This window comes from Streptomyces sp. NPDC033174 (assembly GCF_055577795.1).
On sequence record NZ_JBVIPQ010000003.1, the window covers coordinates 90,628 to 108,526 of the forward strand.

Consider the following 17,899-nt stretch of genomic DNA (forward strand, 5'->3'; position numbering starts at 1 on the left):
CCCGCGTTCCGTCCCGGACGCGGGGCGCTTTGCTGCGCGCGCCTCACCGGAGCGCGAACGTCCTGTGAACGATCAAGGCCGATGGGCCGCTTCGCCGGCCGCCGGACAGAGGATTGGTCTTGACCAAGGGGGAGGACCGTCTTATGGTCGGCAGAGTTAGTGCAGGAACCTTTAATAAACAAGGGCGCGGAAAGCCGCCGGGGACACGGCGATTGCGGAGGATCAGGGTGGGGACCACGCAGCTGGAATCGGTGCCGGAGCCGAAGTACTGGCATCTCAAGACCGTGATCAGTGAGGCGCTCGACTCGGACTTCGCGGTGGGCGAGATCCTGCCCAACGAGCGTGAACTCGCCGCTCGTTTCGGGGTCGCCCGCGCCACGCTCCGGCAGGCGCTGGAGCAGCTCGAACTGGAAGGCCGGCTGCAGCGCCGGCGCGGCGTCGGCACCACCGTCGCCCCGCCCCGCATGGGCGTCGACGTCTCCACCACCCAGCACCAGTGGCCGGGTGCCGCCGAGGAGACCTGGCAGTCCGTCGACTGCGCCGACGCCACGCCGCCCGTCGCCGTCGCACGGCTCCTCGACACCGATCTCGACGAAACCGTCCATGTCGTGCGTCGCCTGCGCGTCTCGCACGGACAGCCTGTCGCGGCCGAGCTGCTGTACGTACCGACGGGCTCGGTCCCCCACCTCCCCCCCGTCGCCGGCCCCTCCGGACCCGCCCGCGCCCGCGGTGTCCTGCGGGAACTGCAGCGCCTCGCCCTCGACGGCCAGGACCGCGCGGTCGAGCTCGGCTCGGCTCGTGCGGACGACGCCAAGGAGCTGGAGCGCCTGCCCGGCGCGCCCGTCCTCGTCGTGACGACCCGGTATCTCTCCGAAGGCCGTACGGCCGCCGTGTCGGTGGCGACCTACCGGGCCGACACCTGCCGCCTCACCTTCGGCGACTCGGGCGACCTGGTCATGGCGTCCTGAAGCACCCGCGTCCGCGCACGTCCACGGCCCGTCGCCGGCAGCTCCCCGAGCTGCTCAGCGGCGGGCCGTCACCGTTCCCTCGACCGCGAAGAGCTGCTCCTCGACATGGTCGAGCGCGAGACGCAGCGCGCCGGTCCCCACCGCGGCCTCGCCCAGCAGTGACAGCGCCACCCGCGGGGGCCGCAGACAGAAGCGAGCCAGCTCGTCGCGCAGCGGCTGCAGTACGCCGTCGAGTCCCGCGGCCCAGCCGCCGATCACCACCAGCTCGGGGTCGAGCGCCAGCACCAGGGCCGCCACATCGTGAACCAGCCGCTGGATGAACCGGTCGACCGCCGCCTCGGCCCGGGAGTCGCCCTGCCGCGCCAGCGCGAAGACCGCCGCCACGGCCTGTTCGTCGAGCGGGTGCAGCGGCTCGTCCGTGGTCGACAGCAACGTCTCCGGCGTCACCCCCCGCCCCAGCAGGTGCAGCGCGCCGATCTCGCCCGCCGCGCCGCCGTAGCCGCGGTGCAGCCGGCCTCCGATCAGCGAACCGGCACCCGGGCTGAGACCCGCGAGGACGAAGACGATGTCGTCGGAGTCGGTGGCGGCACCCTTCCAGTGCTCCGCCACCGCCGCCGCGTTGGCGTCGTTCTCCACCAGGACCGGACAGCGGAAGGAGCGGCGCAGCCGCTCGCCGAGCGCGAGACCGGTCCAGCCGGGCAGCGCGGTGCCGAGTTTGATGGTTCCGTCCGCCTCGACGATCCCCGGTGTGCCGACACCGACGGCCCGGAGGTTGCTGCGGGCCACCCCGGCGCGGCGCAGGACGTCGGCGACGACCGTACGGACCCGCTCCAGCCGCTCGTCCGCCGACGCCGTCTCCGACACCTCACGGGAGCCCGCGCCGATGATCCGCCCGTCGAGCCCGGAGAGCAGCGCGGCGACCCGGTGCGGTCCGATCTCGATGCCCAGCAGATGCCCCGCCTCGGTCCGGAACCGGAACCTCCTGGCCGGCCTGCCCTGCCGCCTGGTCTCGCCCTCCTCGGGCGCCGACTCGACGACGAGGCCGCCCTCCATGAGCCCCTCGATCACCCCCTCGACCGTCGGCCGCGACAGGCCGGTGATCCGGGTCAGATCGGTGAGCGTGGGGGAGTCGGCGGCCCGCAGCGCATGAAGTACCACCGCGGAATTGATCCGCCGCAACAGCGACGGGTCTCCGCCGGTCAGCCGGCCCACGGTGTGTCCTCCCAGCTCGAGCGCGTGTCTGCCGGATGGTACTCAATGGCCGGGAGCGCGGCGAGTGCCGCCCGTGCCCCGTGGTGCGTCGGTCCGGCGCCATGAATCCGGGCCCGTACGCGGCGATGACCGCCCGGGTACGATTCCGGGCCCCAACTCCGGCGCCGTGGCGCTGACATGGGGCTCAGCGGCCCGCACCCGTCGGCCCCGCGGCCGCTTCCCGGCCCGGGAACGGCAGTTGTCAGTGGCGGCCGCTTTACTGGAGCCATGACCACCGCACGCCATGTGGCGACGATCGACCTGCTGCGCTCCCGGGCCTTCCCCGCGGAGCACGGAAGATCGGAGCTGGGGGACAGCGGCCCCGGCTACCACATCGCCGAACTCGCCACGAGCGAGGACTTCTGGGATGACGACGGCACCCGCCGGTTAGAGGTCTGCGACCAGTACGAAGCCGACCGCGACGCGCTCGCGCTGGTGCTCGAGGAGCGCTGGGGGCCTCCGCAGGTGTTCAGCCTCTGGTCGGTGCAGGAGCGGAGCATGGAGGGCGAGGAGATACCCGAGCCCTGGGGAGTCCTGAGCAACCATGTGCCGGATCTCCACCTGTGGCGGGTCGACGGGCTCTGGATGGCCCTGGGGGTCTCGCAGTGGGACAAGGAGCTGCCGTTCCAGCTGCTGGCCGCCGTCACGACCGTCGACCCGCCGTAAGGGCCTGTCTTTCGGATCTTGCCGGGCTCGCGTGCCCCAAAAGACAGGCCCTGGGCCCGTCCGTAAAGTCCCGTCTGCCCGGCGACCCGCGTTGCGGACCCTCGTCAGGGCCCGTCGGCCCCGGCCGCCTCGCGGAGCCTCGCGTACTCCTCGGCCATCGTCGCCGCGGTCCAATGGGCGTTGAGACCGCTGGGGTTGGGCAGTGCCCAGATCCGGGTGGCGCCGACCGTCCGCTCCTGGGGGCCGACCGCCGCCCTGCGGTCGCCGAACGCGGTGCGGTACGCCGTGACGCCCACCACCGCCAGCCAGCGCGGCCGCAGCAGCTCCACCTTGGCGGTCAGCAGCCGGCCGCCCTCCCGGAACTCCTCGTCGCTCAGCTCGTCGGCCCGCGCCGTCGCCCGCGCCACCACATTGGTGATGCCGAGGCCGTACGTGAGCAGCTCCCGTTCCTCGGACGGCTTCAGCTGCCGTGGAGTGAAGCCGGACAGGTGCAGGACCGGCCAGAAGCGGTTGCCGGGACGGGCGAAGTGGTGGCCCGTCGCGGCCGACATCAGACCGGGGTTGATGCCGCAGAAGAGAACGGACAGGCCGTCCGCCACCACGTCGGGGACGACGCGGTCGCGGGCGGCCTGGAGTTCCTCGGGAGTGAACCGGGTCATGCGCGGATCAGAGGATCGACCCGGGCGTGTAGCCGGCGGCCTCGGGGTGCTGCTTGGCGATCTCCTCGATCCGGGAGACCACGGCAGCCACCTGGTCGGCGGCGGCGCCGGTGAAGGAAAGCTTGTCCGCCATCAGCGCGTCCAGCTGCGCCCGGTCCAGCGGGATCCGCTCGTCGGCGGCCAGCTTGTCCAGCAGCTCGTTGCGCTCGGCGCCCTGCTCGCGCATGGCCAGCGCCGAGGCGACGGCGTTCTCCTTGATGGCCTCGTGCGCGACCTCGCGGCCCACGCCCGCGCGCACCGCGCCCATCAGCACCTTGGTCGTGGCGAGGAAGGGGAGGTAGCGGTCCAGTTCACGGGCGACGACCGCGGGGAACGCGCCGAACTCGTCGAGGACCGTCAGGAAGGTCTCCACGAGACCGTCGAAGGCGAAGAACGCGTCGGGCAGGGCGACCCGCCGGACGACCGAGCAGGAGACGTCGCCCTCGTTCCACTGGTCACCGGCCAGCTCGCCCGTCATCGAGGCGTAGCCGCGCAGGATCACCATCAGGCCGTTGACGCGCTCGCAGGAGCGGGTGTTCATCTTGTGCGGCATCGCGGAGGAGCCGACCTGGCCGGGCTTGAAGCCCTCGGTCACCAGCTCGTGTCCCGCCATCAGACGGATCGTCTTCGCCACCGACGAGGGCGCGGCCGCGAGCTGCACCAGCGCGGTGACCACGTCGTAGTCGAGGGAGCGGGGGTAGACCTGGCCCACCGAGGTGAAGGCGTGCGCGAAGCCGAGGTGACCGGCGATCCGCTGCTCCAGCTCCGCCAGCTTGGAGGCGTCGCCGCCGAGCAGGTCCAGCATGTCCTGCGCGGTGCCGACCGGGCCCTTGATCCCGCGCAGCGGGTAGCGGCCGAGGAGGTCCTCGAGGCGGCCGTAGGCCACGAGCAGTTCGTCGGCGGCCGTCGCGAAACGCTTGCCGAGGGTCGTGGCCTGGGCGGCGACATTGTGCGAGCGGCCGGCCATGACCAGCTCCGCGTACTCGGCGGAGAGCTTGCCGAGCCGGGCGAGGACGGCGACCGTGCGGTCCCGCATCAGCTCCAGCGAGAGCCGGATCTGCAGCTGCTCGACGTTCTCGGTGAGGTCACGGGAGGTCATGCCCTTGTGGACGTGCTCGTGGCCGGCGAGGGCGTTGAATTCCTCGATGCGCGCCTTCACGTCATGGCGCGTGACCTTCTCGCGCTCGGCGATCGATGCCAGGTCGACCTGGTCGAGGACACGCTCGTAGTCGGCGAGGGCGGCGTCCGGAACCTCGATCCCGAGGTCCTTCTGGGCACGCAGCACGGCGAGCCACAGCTGGCGCTCCAGCTTCACCTTCTGCTCGGGGGACCAGAGGACGGCGAGCTCCGCGGAGGCGTAGCGGCCGGCCAGGACATTGGGGATGCGGGGCTTCGCAGTCACAGCAGTCACGTGACCAGATTCTACTGGCGGTTTCTGCAGGCCAGCGCCACGGTCCGGTTTGTTGTTTGCTACGAGAGCGGGCCGCCGGCCGCGAGGGCAGTGCCCGCGCGCTACGGGCGCGGACGCTCGGACGGTCGCGTCGAGGGCGGCTCGTAAGGCAGCAGGTCCGGGCGCTTCGCCGGGAGTCCGTCGCCGGACGACCGGCCCGTCAGCCGGCGGCCGATCCAGGGTCCCAAGTGCTGCCGGGCGAACCGTACATCGCCCACGCGCCGCGTCATCCACCCGGGCCGTATCCCCTGTGGCAGCTCGGCCCGCCAGTCGTCCTCCGGTTCGAGGCCGAGCGCCTGCCAGACCGCCTCGGCCACCCGCCGGTGACCCTCGGCCGTGAGGTGCAGCCGGTCCACGTCCCACAGCCGCTGGTCCCCGAGCACCCGCGCGCCGTACAGGTCCACGACGACCGCGTCATGCCGCTCGGCCAGCTCGTCGACGAAGGAGAAGAGCTCCTCCATGCGCGGCCGGAAGCGCTCCATCACCGGGCCGTCGCGCCCGGGACTGCGCATCAGCACCAGCCGCTCGCACGACGGGGCCAACCGCTCCACCGCCTCCTCCAGCAGCCCGCGCACACGTCCCATGTCGCAGTTGGGCCGCAGGGTGTCGTTGAGCCCGCCGACCAGCGTCACCACGTCGGCCCGCATGGCGGCGGCGGCGTCCACCTGCTCGGCGACGATCTGGCCGATGAGCTTTCCGCGTACGGCGAGGTTCGCGTACCGGAAGTCCGGCGTGCGCGCGGCGAGCCGGGCGGCCAGCAGATCGGCCCATCCGCGGTAGGTGCCGTCGGGCAGCAGGTCCGACATTCCCTCGGTGAAGCTGTCGCCCACGGCGACCAGACTGGTGTAGGTGGCATTCATCGTCATGGCGGGCCGATCATACCGCGCGGTATGGAGGGGGCGTCCGCCGATGGCGAGCTGCTGCCGGAGGGCTGTCGCGGGGCTGGATTCCGCAGTATGTCCAATACATGTTCACCGTGGATTTCTGGAAGGCCACCGCCGAACGCGCGGTCCGCACCTTCGCGCAGTCACTCGCCGCCGTCCTGATGGCCGGAGCGACCAACCTCTTCGACGTCGAATGGCGGGCGGCGCTCGCCACCGCCGGTCTCGCGAGCCTGCTCGCCGTGCTCACCGCCCTCGGAGCCGGCGGACTGGGACGGCGCGGCCCCGGTCTCACCGAGACCACGGACCGGGCCGTCACCCCCGCGCCGCCGCGCTCACAGAAGCACGCCAAGGCGCCGGGCACCTAGGCGGGCGCCCCAACAGGCGCACAGGGCGCCTGGAGCGTCGGATCAGGCCGAGGGCCGCCCCACCAGTTCGCGCAGCACGTCCTCCATCGTCACCAGGCCGGCGAGCTTCTCGTCGCCCTCCTCGTCCACCACCGCCGCCAGGTGCGTACGGCTGCGGCGCATCGCCGTCAGTACGTCGTCCATGAGCGTGGAGGCGCGGACCCGGGCGATCGGGCGCAGGGACGACACCGGGAACGGCAGATCGCGCGGAAGGACGTCCAGGGCGTCCTTCACATGGAGATAGCCGAGGATCCGGCGGTCGGAGTCGACGACCGGGAAGCGGGAGAAGCCCGACTCCGCGGCCAGTCGCTCCAGCTCCTCCGGCGTGGTCCCGACACGGGCGTACACCACCCGCTCCACAGGCATGACGACGTCCCGCACCGGGCGGCGGCCCAGCTCCAGGGCGTCGTGCAGACGCTCGGCGGCGCGGTCGTCCAGCAGACCGGCGTCCCCCGCGTCCGTCACCATCCGGGCCAGTTCGTCGTCGGAGAACGTCGCCGACACCTCGTTCTTCGTCTCCACCCTGAGCAGCTTGAGCAGCAGGTTGGCGAAGGCGTTGATGGCGAAGATCACCGGGCGCAGGGCGCGGGCGAGAGTCACCAGTGGCGGGCCGAGCAGCAGCGCCGACCGGGTCGGCTCCGCCAGCGCGATGTTCTTCGGAACCATCTCGCCCAGCAGCATGTGCAGATATGTCGCCACGGCCAGCGCGATCACGAACGAGATCGGATGGACCAGGCCGTGCGGCACACCGACCACGTCGAACAGCGGCTCCAGCAGATGGGCGATCGCCGGCTCGGCGACGATGCCCAGTACCAGGGTGCACAGCGTGATGCCGAGCTGCGCCGCGGCGAGCATCGCCGAGACGTGCTCCAGGCCCCAGATGACGCTGCGCGCCCGCCGGTTCCCGGCCTCCGCCTCCGGTTCGATCTGGCTGCGGCGCACGGAGATCAGGGCGAATTCGGCGCCCACGAAGAAGGCGTTGACGACCAGCGTCAGAAAGCCGATCAGCAGCTGGATCACGGTCATCGTCGCGCCTCCCCGGCTCCGTCGGTACGGGAGAGCGGCGCGTGCATCAGCACCCTGGCCGCCCGCCGCCCGGAGGCGTCCACGACGTCGAGCCGCCAGCCGGCCATCTCGACGCAGTCCCCGACGGCCGGGATCCGGCCCAGTTCATGGGCGATCAGACCGGCGAGCGTCTCGTACGGGCCGTCCGGCACGCGCATCCCGATCGTCTCCAGCTGGTCGGTCCTCGCCGCGCCGTCCGCCGACCAGAGCTCCCGCCCGTCCGCGTCCTCACCCGCGCGCGCGAGGTCGGGAGTCTCGTGCGGATCGTGCTCGTCGCGCACCTCGCCGACGACCTCCTCGACGATGTCCTCCAGCGTCACGACACCGGCTGTGCCGCCGTACTCGTCGATGACGACGGCCATGGTCCGCTTCCCGGACAACCGGTCCAGGAGCCGGTCGACCGTCAGCGTCTCCGGGACGAGCAGCGGCTCGCGCAGCATCTCCGAGACCCGCTTCCAGGGCCGGTCGGCTGCCGGTATGGCCAGGACGTCCTTGATGTGGGCGATGCCGACGACGGAGTCGAGGCTGCCCCGGTAGACGGGGAAGCGGGACAGGCCCGTCGCGCGGGTCGCGTTCGCGACGTCCTCGGCCGTGGCCTGCACCTCGAGCGCCGTGACCTGGACGCGGGGCGTCATCACGTTCTCCGCGGTCAGCTCGGCCAGATTCAGGGTCCGTACGAACAGCTCGGCGGTGTCCGCCTCCAGTGCGCCCTCCTTGGCGGAGTGGCGGGCCAGGGCGACCAGTTCCTGCGGGCTGCGCGCGGACGCCAGCTCCTCGGCCGGCTCCAGGCCGAGCCGGCGCACGATCCGGTTGGCGGTGTTGTTGAGGTGGCTGATCAGCGGCTTGAACGTGGCCGTGAACACCCGCTGCGGGGGTGCCACCACCTTGGCGACGGCCAGCGGGGAGGAGATGGCCCAGTTCTTCGGGACCAGCTCGCCGACGACCATCAGGACGACGGTGGACAGGGCCGTGCCGATGACCAGGGCCACCGACGAAGCGGCCGAGGGGGACAGGCCGAGGGCCTCCACCGGACCGCGGATCAGCTTGACGATCGACGACTCGGAGAGCATGCCGACGACCAGATTGGTGACGGTGATGCCGAGCTGAGCGCCGGAGAGCTGGAAGGTGAGGGACCGGACGGCCTTGAGGGCGCTCGCCGCCCCCCGCTCGCCCCGCTCGACGGCCCGTTCCAGCTGGCCGCGCTCGACGGTCGTGAGCGAGAACTCCGCCGCGACGAAGGCACCGCACGCCAGCGAGAGCAAGAGCGCCACGGTGAGCAGGAGCACTTCGGTCATCGGTTCACCTCCGTCCCATGATCGGACAGGGGAAGGAGGAGTGCGCGATGTCGGCTACTGGGAGGCTCGCCCATGGGCGGACGCTCACACCTTTCGATCGGGGGAGAAGGAACGAGGAGAAAGACCATGGTAAAGGACGGGCAAAATGGCGCGAGGGCAGGCCCCGTGATCCCGGGGCCGAGCGGTGCGGCCCGCTGGAGTGCGGCCCGTCGCCCGGCCTCGGGGGGCGGGTCGGCGGCTTCACCCGGCACTTCCCCTGCGGTTCAGGCGTGTACCCGCCGACCCGCCGGCCATGCTGGGAGCCTGTCGTGCCGCGGGATTGCCGGGGCTAGCGGTTCCGCGCTAGCTTGAGGGGGTGGCGAAGACTCAGCTGAACGTACGCGTGGACGAGACCACCGCCGAGGCCGCGCGCCGGCGGGCGCAGCAGCGCGGGGTCAGCGTCAACCGCTATATCGAGGAGCTCGTCCAGCAGGACGCGGGCGAGGTGGGCCGCACCTTCGTGGAGGCCGCGGCCGATTTCATGAAGCAGTACGAATCGGTGTTCGCCGAAGAATTCGGCACGGAGCGGAACGGCCAAGGGCCCGGGGACCGGGGCCCCGGCGCCGGCCGGGGCGAGCGGTGACGGTGACTCCGACCGGATGAACCTCTCGATCGACCTCGCCTGGCTGCTCATGGTCGCCGAGCACCAGACGCCCGGAGACCCCCAGGTCACCGACTGGGGCGCGCTCGTCGCCGCGGTGTCCCGGCACGACGCCGAGATATTCGGCGTCCCCGTCTACGGCGACCCGCACGCCCGCGCCGCCGCCCTGCTGCAACTGCTCCTCCATGTGCCGGCCCTCGAACACTCCAACGCGATGTTCGCCTCCGCCGTCGCCTACGGCTATCTCGTCGCCTGCGGGCTCAAGGTCGTCACCTCGCCCGAGCAGGTGCGGGACCTCGCACGGCTGGTCAAGGACGGCACGTCGGACGTACGGGCCATCGCCGACGAACTGCGGCAGTGGAGCCACTGACTGCCCGGCCGTCGACCCCTTCGCCCGCAAGGCCCACCATCAGGGAGAATCCCCGCCGGCCGGAGGCCGCCGCCGGCTGCTCTCACCACCGGCCGGGCGCTCGCCGTCGAACGGGCGGCGCGCCACGCCCAGCACGCACGAGGACGAAGGCATCTGCGGTCCCCGCTCCGGAATCCGTAGGCGCCGGTACGTCACGAACTCGAACCCCGCCGCCGCCATCGCCGCGAGCGGGTCCCGCGCCGTGTGACAGCCCCCGAACAACAGCGGCCACACCGTGCGGTCCAGCGTCCGCTGAGCCGTCGCCATCGCACGCCCCGGCGCCACCCCGTGTTCGAAGAAGCGCAGCTCACCGCCCGGCTTGAGGACCCGCCTGATCTCGGCGAGTGACCTCGGCAGGTCCCGCACCGAACACAGCACCAGCGAGGCCACGGCCGCGTCGAACGCCTCGCTCTTCACCGGCATCGCCTCCGCCGCGGCCGGCACCACGTCCACCGGAACACCGGCGCGCAGCGCGGACTCGACGGCCAACTGGCGCAGACGCCGCTCCGGTTCGAGGGCGACGACCTCGGAGACGGTCCCCGGATAGTGGGCGAAGTTCAGACCATTGCCCGCGCCGATCTCGATGACCCGGCCCGACAGACCGGTCAGCAGCTCGTCGCGGACGGGGGCCACGCCGCCCTTGGTGTCCGCCGCCACGCTGAAGCGCGCGTAGAAGCGGGCGAAGAGCGGGTGATGGACGGCGTCCCGGGGGACCTCGCTACGGCGCATGAGCATCGCAGCCTCCTTCGACAAGGGCCGTACGGGGATGTACGGAGCCGACGGCTACCCTCATTGTCCCCCGGTCGCGACGCGATCAGGCGCCCACGAAGCAGAACTCGTTCCCCTCGGGGTCCCGCAGCACCTGGAAACGGCCGTGGTCGTCGGTGACGATCCCCTCGACGCGGACCGCGCCGAATCGCTCCGCCTCCTGCGCCGCGACGTCGACGTCCCCCGACTCCAGGTCCAGATGGAGCCGGTTCTTGGCCGTCTTGCCCTCCGGTACGCGCTGGAAGGCGATCCGGACGAACCCGGGCGGTTCGACGTACGACCAGTCGGCGCTCCGGTCCACCGGAGCGCCGCCCAGCAGGGCGGCCCAGAACCGCACCAGCGCCGCCGGGTCCGCGCAGTCGAAGACGATCTCGCTGACATGTGCTCGCATGATCACCAGCGTACGGAAGCCGTGAACTCCTCCGCGCGCCACACGCCGCCCAGCTCCGGTCCCAGCCAACCGGCCGCCGCTGCCCGGAAGTCGGCCGGCGGGAGCGCACCGGCCCCCGCCGGGACGGCCCCGAGCAGCGGCGCACCCGCGGCCTGCGGCAGGTCCTCGAGGTTGCAGCGGGCCGCCAGGTCCGGCTCGTCCGGCCAGCTTCCGACCACGACACCCAACTGGTCGATGCCCCGGCTCCGCAGCGCCTCGCCGGTCAGCGTGGTCGTGTTGAGCGTGCCCAGCCCGGCGGGCACCACGACCAGCACCGGCGCACCGAGCAGCCGGGCCGCGTCGGCGAGTGTGCCGCCGTCCTCGTCGAAGCGCACCAGCAGGCCGCCCGCGCCCTCCACGAGGACCAGGTCGTGCTCGGCCGCGAGCTTCTCGGCGGCGTCCGCGACCTGCCGGGGGCCGACCGGCGCCATGGCGGCCCGTCGGGCGGCGGTGGCGGGCGCCAACGGCTCCGGGAAGCGCGCCAGTTCGAGGGCCGTCACGGCCCCGGAGAGCCGGACGACCTCGTCCGCGTCGCCGCGCTCGCCCGGCGCCAGGCCGGTCTGCGCGGGCTTCAGCACGGCCACTGACCTGCCCTGGGCCGACGCCGCGGCGGCGACCGCGGCGGTGACGATCGTCTTCCCGATCTCGGTGCCCGTACCACTGACGACGATGACGGTCATGTGCTCGCTGTCCTTCCTGTACGTGTTCGTGTGGAGGCGCCCGTTCCAGGCGGGCGCGCCGCAGACACCGTGTTCATGAGGCGGCGCGCCCGGGGGACGGCTCAGCCCGCGGCCGCGGCCGCGCACACCGCCGCGCAGATCCGGTCGAGATCCTCGTCTCCCGTCACATACGGCGGCATCGTGTAGATCAGGTCGCGGAACGGCCGCACCCACACGCCCGCCCGCACCGCGGCTTCCGTCGCCGCGGCCATGTCCACCGGGTGGTCCAGCTGGACGACACCGACGGCGCCGAGCACCCGGACGTCCAGGACGCCCGGCAGCCCGCGTGCCGGCGCCAGGCCGTCGAGCAGGGACGCCTCGATCCGCTTGACCTCCCCCGTCCAGTCCTGGGACAGCAGCAGATCGATCGAGGCGCAGGCCACGGCGGACGCGAGCGGGTTCCCCATGAACGTCGGCCCGTGGGCCAGCACCGGTACCTCGCCGCGCGAGATGCCGTCGGCCACCCGCTCGGTGCACAGCGTCGCCGCCATCGACAGATACCCGCCGGTCAGGGCCTTGCCCAGACACATCACATCGGGGGACACCGACGCCAGCCCGGCCGCGAAGAGGCTGCCGGTGCGGCCGAAGCCGGTGGCGATCTCGTCGAAGACCAGCAGGACGTCGTGCGCGTCGCACGCCTCGCGCAGCACCCGGAGGTACTCGGGGGAGTGGAACCGCATTCCCCCCGCGCCCTGCACCACCGGCTCCACGATCACCGCGGCCAGCTCGTCCGCGTGCCGTCCGATCGTGGTGCGCAGCAGCTCCGCGTACGACTCCTCGTACGCGACCGGGGGCGCGTCCACGAAGATCTGCCGGGGCAGGGCGCCCGACCACAGCTCGTGCATCCCGCCCTGGGGGTCGCACACCGACATCGGCTGCCAGGTGTCGCCGTGGTAGCCGCCGCGCCAGGTCAGCAGCCGCTGCTTGGCGGGACGGCCCACCGAGCGCCAGTGCTGCAGGCACATCTTCACGGCCACCTCGACGGCGACCGAGCCGGAGTCGCTGAGGAAGACATGCCGCAGCGGCTCCGGGGTGATCTCCACCAGCCGGGTGGCCAGGCGCACGGCCGGCTCATGAGTGAGCCCGCCGAACATCACATGGCTCATCCGGCCGAGCTGGCTGCGCACGGCCTCGTTGAGCACCGGGTGGTTGTAGCCGTGCACGGCGGACCACCAGGACGACATGCCGTCGATCAACTCGGTCTGCCCGTGGGCGGGTTCGGCCAGCCGGAGCCGGACCCCCGACGCGGACTCCACGACCAGCGGATCCGTACGGCCCGGCATGGGCCCGTACGGATGCCAGACATGGGCCCGGTCGAGGGCGATCAGCTCGGCCGGGTCGAGACCCGGTTCGGCACTACGCATTGGGTGCGAGGTCCGTACCGGCGCCCCGGCGGCGTACCGCGACCAGATCCGTCCGCGCGGAGGGCACCTCGGCAGCGGCCTCTTCGGAGGAACCGCACACCGAACCGGAACCACAGCCGCCGCCCGAACCGCAGCCCTCCGCCGCCTCGGCGTCCGCCGTGGCCCTGCGGTGCTCGGGCAGCGTCGTGGTGTCCGCGCCCTCCACCTCGAAGCCGGCGTCCGCGATCATGTCCAGGTCGGCCTGGCCGGCCTGTCCCTCGCTCGTGAGGTAGTCACCCAGGAAGATCGAGTTCGCCAGGTTCAGCGCGAGCGGCTGCATCGAGCGCAGATGCACCTCACGGCCACCTGCGATCCGCACCTCCACGTCGGGGCAGACGAACCGGACCATCGCCAGAATGCGCAGGCAGCGCTGCGGGGTGAGGTTCCACTCCTTGGCGAGCGGCGTGCCCTCGAAGGGGATCAGGAAGTTGACCGGCACCGAGTCGGCGTCGAGCTCGCGCAGCGCGTAGACGACGTCGACCAGGTCCTCGTCGCTCTCGCCCATGCCCGCGATCAGTCCGGAGCAGGCGGACAGGCCCGCGGCGTGCGCCTTCTGCACCGTGTCGACACGGTCCGCGTACGTGTGGGTCTTGGTGATGTCCCCGTACGTCGCCTCGGAGGTGTTGAGGTTGTGGTTGTAGGCGTCGGCGCCCGCGTCACGCAGCCGCTCCGCCTGGCCGTCGGAGAGCAGGCCGAGGCAGGCGCACACCTCGACGCCCTCGTTCTGCTCCTTGATCGCCTCGATGGTCTCACCGACCCGGTCGACGTCCCGGTCCGTCGGGCCGCGGCCGCTGGCGACCAGGCAGACCCGCTTGGCGCCGCCGGCCACCCCCGCGGCGGCCGCCTTCGACGCCTCGTCCGGCTTCAGCCAGGTGTACTTGAGGATCTCCGCCTTGGACCCGAGCCGCTGCGAGCAGTACGAGCAGTCCTCGGGACACAGGCCGGACTTCAGATTGACCAGGTAATTGAGCTTCACCCGCCGCCCGAACCACTGGCGGCGGACCTTTCCGGCCGCGGCCACCACATCGAGCAGATCGTCGTCGGAGGTCGCCAGCACGGCGAGCGCTTCTTCACGGGTCGGCAGCTCGCGCCGCAGCCCCTTCTCCACCAGCGTGTTCAGCAGGTCCATGAGAGCCGATCCTCGCCTACGGCACGCCCCCGGGCCAAGGAGGAACTGAACAACAGACCGCGTTTCAGGTGTGTGTATGGCCACACTCTGACCTCGGCCCGGGCCGGTTAGGGTCTGTGCGCTGCCTACAAAAGGGATCCGCGATATGCACCGGGCTCCATTCGACTGGACCGACGCCGAGGCGCGCCGCCGCGCGGAGGCCGGGCTCGTCCGTACGCTCCGTCCCCGCGCCGCCGAATCGGACCTGCTGGATCTCGCGAGCAACGACTACCTCGGCCTGACCCGCCACCCCGCGATCACCGGGGCGGCCGCCGAGGCCGCGCGCCGCTGGGGCGCGGGGGCCACCGGCTCCCGCCTGGTCACCGGAACCACCCGGCTGCACGCCGAGCTGGAGAGCGAGCTCGCCGAGTTCTGCGGGTTCGAGGCGGCTCTGGTGTTCTCGTCGGGGTACGCGGCCAACCTCGCCGCCCTGACCGCGCTCAGTGGGCGCGGCTCGCTGATCGTCTCCGACGCCGGTAACCACGCGTCCATCGTGGACGGCTGCCGGCTCTCGCGCGCCGAGACCGCGGTCGTGCCGCACGCCGACCCCGACGCCGTACGCAAGACGCTCGACGCCCACCGCGGCCGCCGGGCCCTCTTCGTCAGCGACTCGGTGTTCTCGGTGGACGGCGACCGGGCGCCGCTGGCCGCCCACGCCGCCGCCTGCCGCGACCACGGCGCCGCGCTCGTCGTGGACGACGCGCACGGGCTCGGGGTACTGGGCGACGGCGGCCGGGGCGCGCTGCACGCCGCCGGTCTCGCGGGTGACGAGGACGTCGTCGCGACGCTCACCCTCTCGAAGTCCCTGGGCAGCCAGGGCGGTGCCGTACTCGGCCCGGCGCGGGTCATCGAGCATCTGGTGAACGCGGCACGGACCTTCATCTTCGACACCGGACTCGCTCCGGCCGCGGCCGGAGCCGCGCTGGCGAGCCTGCGGCTGCTGCGCGGGGAGCCGGGCCTCGCCGCGCGCGCGCGGACGGTCGCCACGACCCTGCACGGCCTCCTCACGGACGCGGGCCTGACCGCCGTCCGTCCCGACGCTGCCGTGGTCTCGGTGCGCGCCCCCTCGCCGGAGGCGGCGCTGCGATGGGCCGCGGACTGCCGCGAGGAGGGTCTCGCGGTCGGCTGCTTCCGTCCCCCGTCGGTGCCGGACGGCATCTCCCGGCTGCGGCTGACCGCACGCGCCGACCTGACGGGCGCTCAGATCGATGCGGCGGTCGCCACGATCGTGCGTACGGCTCCGTCAGCCCAGTGAGCGGGTGAACGAGGACCAGGCCACCGCCGAGAAGCGCAGCGGTGGCCTGGCGGTGTTCTTGGAGTCCCGTACGGCGAGCCGTCCGTCGTCGAGCCGGGCGGTCTCGACGCAGTTGTTCATGCCCACGCTGCGGCTGCTGCGCCGCCACCGTAAGCCTTCGGGCAGGGGGTGCTCCTGCTGTGCGAGGTAAGCAGACATTGGGGGGTGCCTCCCTACGCGCCGTCACTGATCCCGGCGATGAGTGCCAACGAATCGTCGGTCGAAAGGGCGTGCTCCTGCATGGCGCGGAACGCGGCGCTGTACGCGTCGAGATCCTCATTCCGCTCCAGATAGAGGCTACTCGTCAAGTGGTCGAGAACGACCACATCCAGATCAGAAATGTTCGGAAAGGAGAAAATAACGAAAGGGCCGGTGAGTCCTGCATAGCCGCCGACCGTGAACGGCAGGATCTGCAAACGGACATGAGGCAGCACGGCCCACTCCATCAACTGCCGCAACTGCGCCCGCATCACCCCAGGTCCGCCCACCTGCCGCCGCAGCACCGCCTCGTCGAGCACCGCGCTGAACTCCAGCGGGGGATCGGCCCGCAGCACCTCCTGACGCGTCAGCCGGACCTCCACCAGTGAATCGACCGTCGTCGCCGTGCTGTTGTCCAGCACCGACAGCGTCACCGCCCGCGCGTACTCCGGCGTCTGCAACAGCCCCGGCACCACCGAGGTCTCCAGCGTCCGGACCGTCCGCGCCTGGGACTCCAGACTGATGAAGTCGCGGTACTGGGGCGGAATCACACCGCGGTACGCGTGCCACCATCCCGTCCCGCCTCCGTCCGCCGCCCCCGCCAGCGCCTCCAACAGCGCCCGCAGACGCGGCTCGACGATCCCGTAGGCGTCGAGCAGCCGCCTCACGTCGACGGCTTGCACCCCACTGGTCCCCGTCTCGATCCGGCTCACCTTCGACTGGTGCCAGCCGACCAGACGGGCGGCCTCGCGACTGGTGAGCCCCGCGTCCAGACGCAGGCGGCGCAGCTCCTCGCCGAGCTTGCGCCGGCGCACCGCGGGACCGTGCCGCATGCCACGCATCGGCCCACTCCCTTCCGCTCGGTTCCTTTAGCGCCCGACGCGTCAGTGTGCCGCCCGAATGCGGTCCCGCGTCGCAGAGTTCACCGCTTCGGGCGACAGATATATGCATATCTTGGTGGATCGACACCCAGGGCGGCACCATCAGTGGCACTCTGGCGCGAAGCGCAATCCGAGGCCGTCGTCGCAGACCATCCGCCACATGGCGGAGTCGGGCCCCGGTGGGAAAGGGACAGCGTCGCCATGGCAGACCACCAGGAAGCAACCGTCACTCTGCCGAGCGATCCCGCCTCGGTCTCCGCCGCCCGGAGATACGTGGCGGACGTCATCTCCGCGTGGGGGCTACCGGACGGGACGGAGGCGGCCGACACCGTCCGGCTGATCGTCTCCGAGCTCGCCACCAACGCCGTGCAGCACACCTTCGGCCAGTCGCCCACCTTCACCATCGACGTGCGCCTCGAGCGCGACGAGCAGCTGCACATCGGCGTCACCGACAGCCACCCGCGGTGGCCGCGGCGGCTGCCCGCGGCCGTCCAGCAGGACAACGGGCGCGGGATGGTGATCATCCGCTGGCTGACCTCGGAGTGCGGAGGGCGGATCTCCGTGGTCCCCACCGAGGAGGGCGGCAAGACCGTCTGGATCGCCCTCCCGTGGACCGTCCCCGCCCAGGAGCCGACGGCGCCGCTCGGCGGCTAGGAGGTCCTGTCCGATGGGTCAGGTAACTCGCCTGGATATCCATCGTTGCGCTCGGTGTGGGGCGGGTGATCTTGCTGAAGCCCATGCATCAACGCCTTGACGAGGCTCTGGGACGCTCGCGCGGGGGGACTGACTTGCCGGGCTCGCGTCTTTCACGGCAGGGTCACCCTGGCTACGATTCGGCTGTCGCGCCGTTGACGATCCGCCGGGCAGTCCTCAAGCTCGATCGTCCTGCAGCTGAGGGCTCAGCCGCACCTCAGTGAGCTCTTGGCCGGTCAGCACCTTGTCTCGCAACTGACGAAAGCCGTGCAGCGCATCCTCGTCGTGGACGGTACCAAGCGCCTCTTGAATTGCCTCTTTTATGATCGGGAGGTCTCGCGCCCAGTTACGAACGTGCCAGTGGATCATCTCGTCCAAGAAACGGCATGATGGAGTCTTTTCTCCTTCATCACGGACAATGACCTCTCGCCCTGCCCAGATACGTTCAAAGCACCACAGCAACGTGAAGTAGGCAGAGCGCGCTGCAACGAGATCACTCGCCTGCTCGCGATACCTGACCAAAGTCCCCAGGACGTCACGGGCTGCCTGTACGTGACCCGATGTCAGATCCGCGTGCAGAGAACGCGCAAGCTCCAAGCTGGTTCGACGCCTCTG

21 protein-coding genes are annotated in these 17,899 nt (G+C 71.6%); 7 read left to right on the forward strand and 14 right to left on the reverse strand.

What is annotated here, in order from left to right; all coding sequences use genetic code 11:
• The first annotated feature begins 227 nt into the window (after positions 1–227).
• Positions 228–968, forward strand: a complete 741-nt coding sequence (locus ACZ5VC_RS10520; RefSeq protein ID WP_469119678.1) for a GntR family transcriptional regulator — start codon at positions 228–230, stop codon at positions 966–968.
• Between the two features lie 54 nt (positions 969–1,022).
• Here the strand turns inward: ACZ5VC_RS10520 and ACZ5VC_RS10525 are convergent, their stop codons facing one another.
• Positions 1,023–2,180, reverse strand: a complete 1,158-nt coding sequence (locus ACZ5VC_RS10525; protein ID WP_469119679.1) for an ROK family transcriptional regulator — start codon at positions 2,178–2,180, stop codon at positions 1,023–1,025.
• Between the two features lie 267 nt (positions 2,181–2,447).
• On the opposite strand from ACZ5VC_RS10525, the gene ACZ5VC_RS10530 reads away from it, so the two are divergent.
• Positions 2,448–2,885, forward strand: a complete 438-nt coding sequence (locus tag ACZ5VC_RS10530) for a hypothetical protein (RefSeq protein ID WP_469119680.1) — start codon at positions 2,448–2,450, stop codon at positions 2,883–2,885.
• 104 nt (positions 2,886–2,989) lie between these two features.
• Here the strand turns inward: ACZ5VC_RS10530 and mug are convergent, their stop codons facing one another.
• The 3 genes from mug to ACZ5VC_RS10545 all read right to left on the reverse strand — a co-directional run bounded on the left by mug (position 2,990) and on the right by ACZ5VC_RS10545 (position 5,899).
• Entirely contained in the window at positions 2,990–3,544 is a 555-nt protein-coding gene (gene mug / locus ACZ5VC_RS10535) for a G/U mismatch-specific DNA glycosylase (RefSeq protein WP_469119681.1), read from the reverse strand.
• Between the two features lie 7 nt (positions 3,545–3,551).
• Entirely contained in the window at positions 3,552–4,994 is a 1,443-nt protein-coding gene (purB, locus tag ACZ5VC_RS10540; RefSeq protein WP_469119682.1) for an adenylosuccinate lyase, read from the reverse strand.
• A 101-nt stretch (positions 4,995–5,095) separates the two neighbouring features.
• Positions 5,096–5,899, reverse strand: coding sequence for an SGNH/GDSL hydrolase family protein (locus ACZ5VC_RS10545; RefSeq protein WP_469119683.1), 804 nt, complete (start codon positions 5,897–5,899; stop codon positions 5,096–5,098).
• A gap of 101 nt (positions 5,900–6,000) precedes the next feature.
• On the opposite strand from ACZ5VC_RS10545, the gene ACZ5VC_RS10550 reads away from it, so the two are divergent.
• The gene (locus tag ACZ5VC_RS10550; RefSeq protein WP_469119684.1) at positions 6,001–6,282 is read left to right on the forward strand and encodes a holin; all 282 of its coding nucleotides are present in this window, start codon (positions 6,001–6,003) and stop codon (positions 6,280–6,282) included.
• A gap of 42 nt (positions 6,283–6,324) precedes the next feature.
• Here ACZ5VC_RS10550 and ACZ5VC_RS10555 read toward each other — a convergent pair whose 3' ends face one another.
• On the reverse strand, positions 6,325–7,347 hold the full coding sequence (locus ACZ5VC_RS10555) for a hemolysin family protein (protein WP_469119685.1): 1,023 nt from the start codon (positions 7,345–7,347) through the stop codon (positions 6,325–6,327).
• Positions 7,344–8,681: a hemolysin family protein gene (locus ACZ5VC_RS10560; protein WP_469119686.1), complete on the reverse strand. Its 1,338-nt coding sequence runs from the start codon at positions 8,679–8,681 to the stop codon at positions 7,344–7,346. Before ACZ5VC_RS10560 ends, ACZ5VC_RS10555 begins: the two co-directional genes overlap by 4 nt.
• Before the next feature lie 355 nt (positions 8,682–9,036).
• On the opposite strand from ACZ5VC_RS10560, the gene ACZ5VC_RS10565 reads away from it, so the two are divergent.
• Both ACZ5VC_RS10565 and ACZ5VC_RS10570 read left to right on the forward strand, forming a co-directional pair.
• Positions 9,037–9,303 carry a toxin-antitoxin system HicB family antitoxin gene (locus tag ACZ5VC_RS10565; RefSeq protein ID WP_469119687.1) on the forward strand — a complete coding sequence of 89 codons (267 nt, stop codon included), beginning with the start codon at positions 9,037–9,039 and terminating at the stop codon, positions 9,301–9,303.
• Between the two features lie 16 nt (positions 9,304–9,319).
• Positions 9,320–9,691 (forward strand): fic family toxin-antitoxin system, toxin component, encoded by a 372-nt coding sequence (locus ACZ5VC_RS10570; RefSeq protein ID WP_469119688.1) that lies wholly within the window; start codon positions 9,320–9,322, stop codon positions 9,689–9,691.
• A gap of 39 nt (positions 9,692–9,730) precedes the next feature.
• On the opposite strand, the gene ACZ5VC_RS10575 is transcribed toward ACZ5VC_RS10570, so the two are convergent.
• The 5 genes from ACZ5VC_RS10575 to bioB form a co-directional block, all read right to left on the reverse strand.
• A complete protein-coding gene (locus ACZ5VC_RS10575) occupies positions 9,731–10,465 on the reverse strand; it encodes a class I SAM-dependent methyltransferase (protein WP_469119689.1) in 735 nt (244 codons plus the stop codon).
• 79 nt (positions 10,466–10,544) lie between these two features.
• Positions 10,545–10,889: a VOC family protein gene (locus tag ACZ5VC_RS10580; protein WP_468707553.1), complete on the reverse strand. Its 345-nt coding sequence runs from the start codon at positions 10,887–10,889 to the stop codon at positions 10,545–10,547.
• A gap of 2 nt (positions 10,890–10,891) precedes the next feature.
• Positions 10,892–11,608, reverse strand: a complete 717-nt coding sequence (gene bioD, locus ACZ5VC_RS10585; RefSeq protein ID WP_469119690.1) for a dethiobiotin synthase — start codon at positions 11,606–11,608, stop codon at positions 10,892–10,894.
• Between the two features lie 101 nt (positions 11,609–11,709).
• Complete coding sequence (locus ACZ5VC_RS10590; RefSeq protein WP_469119691.1) at positions 11,710–13,011, reverse strand: adenosylmethionine--8-amino-7-oxononanoate transaminase; 1,302 nt, start codon at positions 13,009–13,011, stop codon at positions 11,710–11,712.
• The gene (gene bioB, locus ACZ5VC_RS10595; RefSeq protein WP_469119692.1) at positions 13,004–14,179 is read right to left on the reverse strand and encodes a biotin synthase BioB; all 1,176 of its coding nucleotides are present in this window, start codon (positions 14,177–14,179) and stop codon (positions 13,004–13,006) included. Before bioB ends, ACZ5VC_RS10590 begins: the two co-directional genes overlap by 8 nt.
• A 145-nt stretch (positions 14,180–14,324) precedes the next feature.
• Here bioB and ACZ5VC_RS10600 point away from each other — a divergent pair, with 145 nt between their 5' ends.
• Positions 14,325–15,473, forward strand: coding sequence for an 8-amino-7-oxononanoate synthase (locus ACZ5VC_RS10600; RefSeq protein WP_469119693.1), 1,149 nt, complete (start codon positions 14,325–14,327; stop codon positions 15,471–15,473).
• On the opposite strand, the gene ACZ5VC_RS10605 is transcribed toward ACZ5VC_RS10600, so the two are convergent.
• Both ACZ5VC_RS10605 and ACZ5VC_RS10610 read right to left on the reverse strand, forming a co-directional pair.
• Complete coding sequence (locus ACZ5VC_RS10605; protein ID WP_469119694.1) at positions 15,462–15,671, reverse strand: DUF397 domain-containing protein; 210 nt, start codon at positions 15,669–15,671, stop codon at positions 15,462–15,464. The two genes, ACZ5VC_RS10600 and ACZ5VC_RS10605, sit on opposite strands and share 12 nt — an antisense overlap.
• A 14-nt stretch (positions 15,672–15,685) precedes the next feature.
• A complete protein-coding gene (locus ACZ5VC_RS10610; RefSeq protein WP_469120202.1) occupies positions 15,686–16,543 on the reverse strand; it encodes a helix-turn-helix domain-containing protein in 858 nt (285 codons plus the stop codon).
• 249 nt (positions 16,544–16,792) lie between these two features.
• Here ACZ5VC_RS10610 and ACZ5VC_RS10615 point away from each other — a divergent pair, with 249 nt between their 5' ends.
• Complete coding sequence (locus ACZ5VC_RS10615; protein WP_468707559.1) at positions 16,793–17,245, forward strand: ATP-binding protein; 453 nt, start codon at positions 16,793–16,795, stop codon at positions 17,243–17,245.
• A gap of 216 nt (positions 17,246–17,461) precedes the next feature.
• On the opposite strand, the gene ACZ5VC_RS10620 is transcribed toward ACZ5VC_RS10615, so the two are convergent.
• Positions 17,462–17,662 carry a hypothetical protein gene (locus ACZ5VC_RS10620; RefSeq protein WP_469119695.1) on the reverse strand — a complete coding sequence of 67 codons (201 nt, stop codon included), beginning with the start codon at positions 17,660–17,662 and terminating at the stop codon, positions 17,462–17,464.
• Positions 17,663–17,899 lie beyond the last annotated feature (237 nt).

What these genes read in the sequence shown, in the direction of transcription:
- ACZ5VC_RS10530 (WP_469119680.1), top strand. Translation starts at nt 2,448, where the DNA reads ATGACCACCGCACGCCATGTGGCGACGATCGACCTGCTGCGCTCCCGG.
- mug (WP_469119681.1), bottom strand. Translation starts at nt 3,544, where the DNA reads ATGACCCGGTTCACTCCCGAGGAACTCCAGGCCGCCCGCGACCGCGTC.
- ACZ5VC_RS10545 (WP_469119683.1), bottom strand. Translation starts at nt 5,899, where the DNA reads ATGACGATGAATGCCACCTACACCAGTCTGGTCGCCGTGGGCGACAGC.
- ACZ5VC_RS10550 (WP_469119684.1), top strand. Translation starts at nt 6,001, where the DNA reads ATGTTCACCGTGGATTTCTGGAAGGCCACCGCCGAACGCGCGGTCCGC.
- ACZ5VC_RS10555 (WP_469119685.1), bottom strand. Translation starts at nt 7,347, where the DNA reads ATGACCGTGATCCAGCTGCTGATCGGCTTTCTGACGCTGGTCGTCAAC.
- ACZ5VC_RS10560 (WP_469119686.1), bottom strand. Translation starts at nt 8,681, where the DNA reads ATGACCGAAGTGCTCCTGCTCACCGTGGCGCTCTTGCTCTCGCTGGCG.
- ACZ5VC_RS10570 (WP_469119688.1), top strand. Translation starts at nt 9,320, where the DNA reads ATGAACCTCTCGATCGACCTCGCCTGGCTGCTCATGGTCGCCGAGCAC.
- ACZ5VC_RS10575 (WP_469119689.1), bottom strand. Translation starts at nt 10,465, where the DNA reads ATGCTCATGCGCCGTAGCGAGGTCCCCCGGGACGCCGTCCATCACCCG.
- ACZ5VC_RS10580 (WP_468707553.1), bottom strand. Translation starts at nt 10,889, where the DNA reads ATGCGAGCACATGTCAGCGAGATCGTCTTCGACTGCGCGGACCCGGCG.
- bioD (WP_469119690.1), bottom strand. Translation starts at nt 11,608, where the DNA reads ATGACCGTCATCGTCGTCAGTGGTACGGGCACCGAGATCGGGAAGACG.
- ACZ5VC_RS10590 (WP_469119691.1), bottom strand. Translation starts at nt 13,011, where the DNA reads ATGCGTAGTGCCGAACCGGGTCTCGACCCGGCCGAGCTGATCGCCCTC.
- bioB (WP_469119692.1), bottom strand. Translation starts at nt 14,179, where the DNA reads ATGGACCTGCTGAACACGCTGGTGGAGAAGGGGCTGCGGCGCGAGCTG.
- ACZ5VC_RS10600 (WP_469119693.1), top strand. Translation starts at nt 14,325, where the DNA reads ATGCACCGGGCTCCATTCGACTGGACCGACGCCGAGGCGCGCCGCCGC.
- ACZ5VC_RS10605 (WP_469119694.1), bottom strand. Translation starts at nt 15,671, where the DNA reads ATGTCTGCTTACCTCGCACAGCAGGAGCACCCCCTGCCCGAAGGCTTA.
- ACZ5VC_RS10610 (WP_469120202.1), bottom strand. Translation starts at nt 16,543, where the DNA reads ATGCGGCACGGTCCCGCGGTGCGCCGGCGCAAGCTCGGCGAGGAGCTG.
- ACZ5VC_RS10615 (WP_468707559.1), top strand. Translation starts at nt 16,793, where the DNA reads ATGGCAGACCACCAGGAAGCAACCGTCACTCTGCCGAGCGATCCCGCC.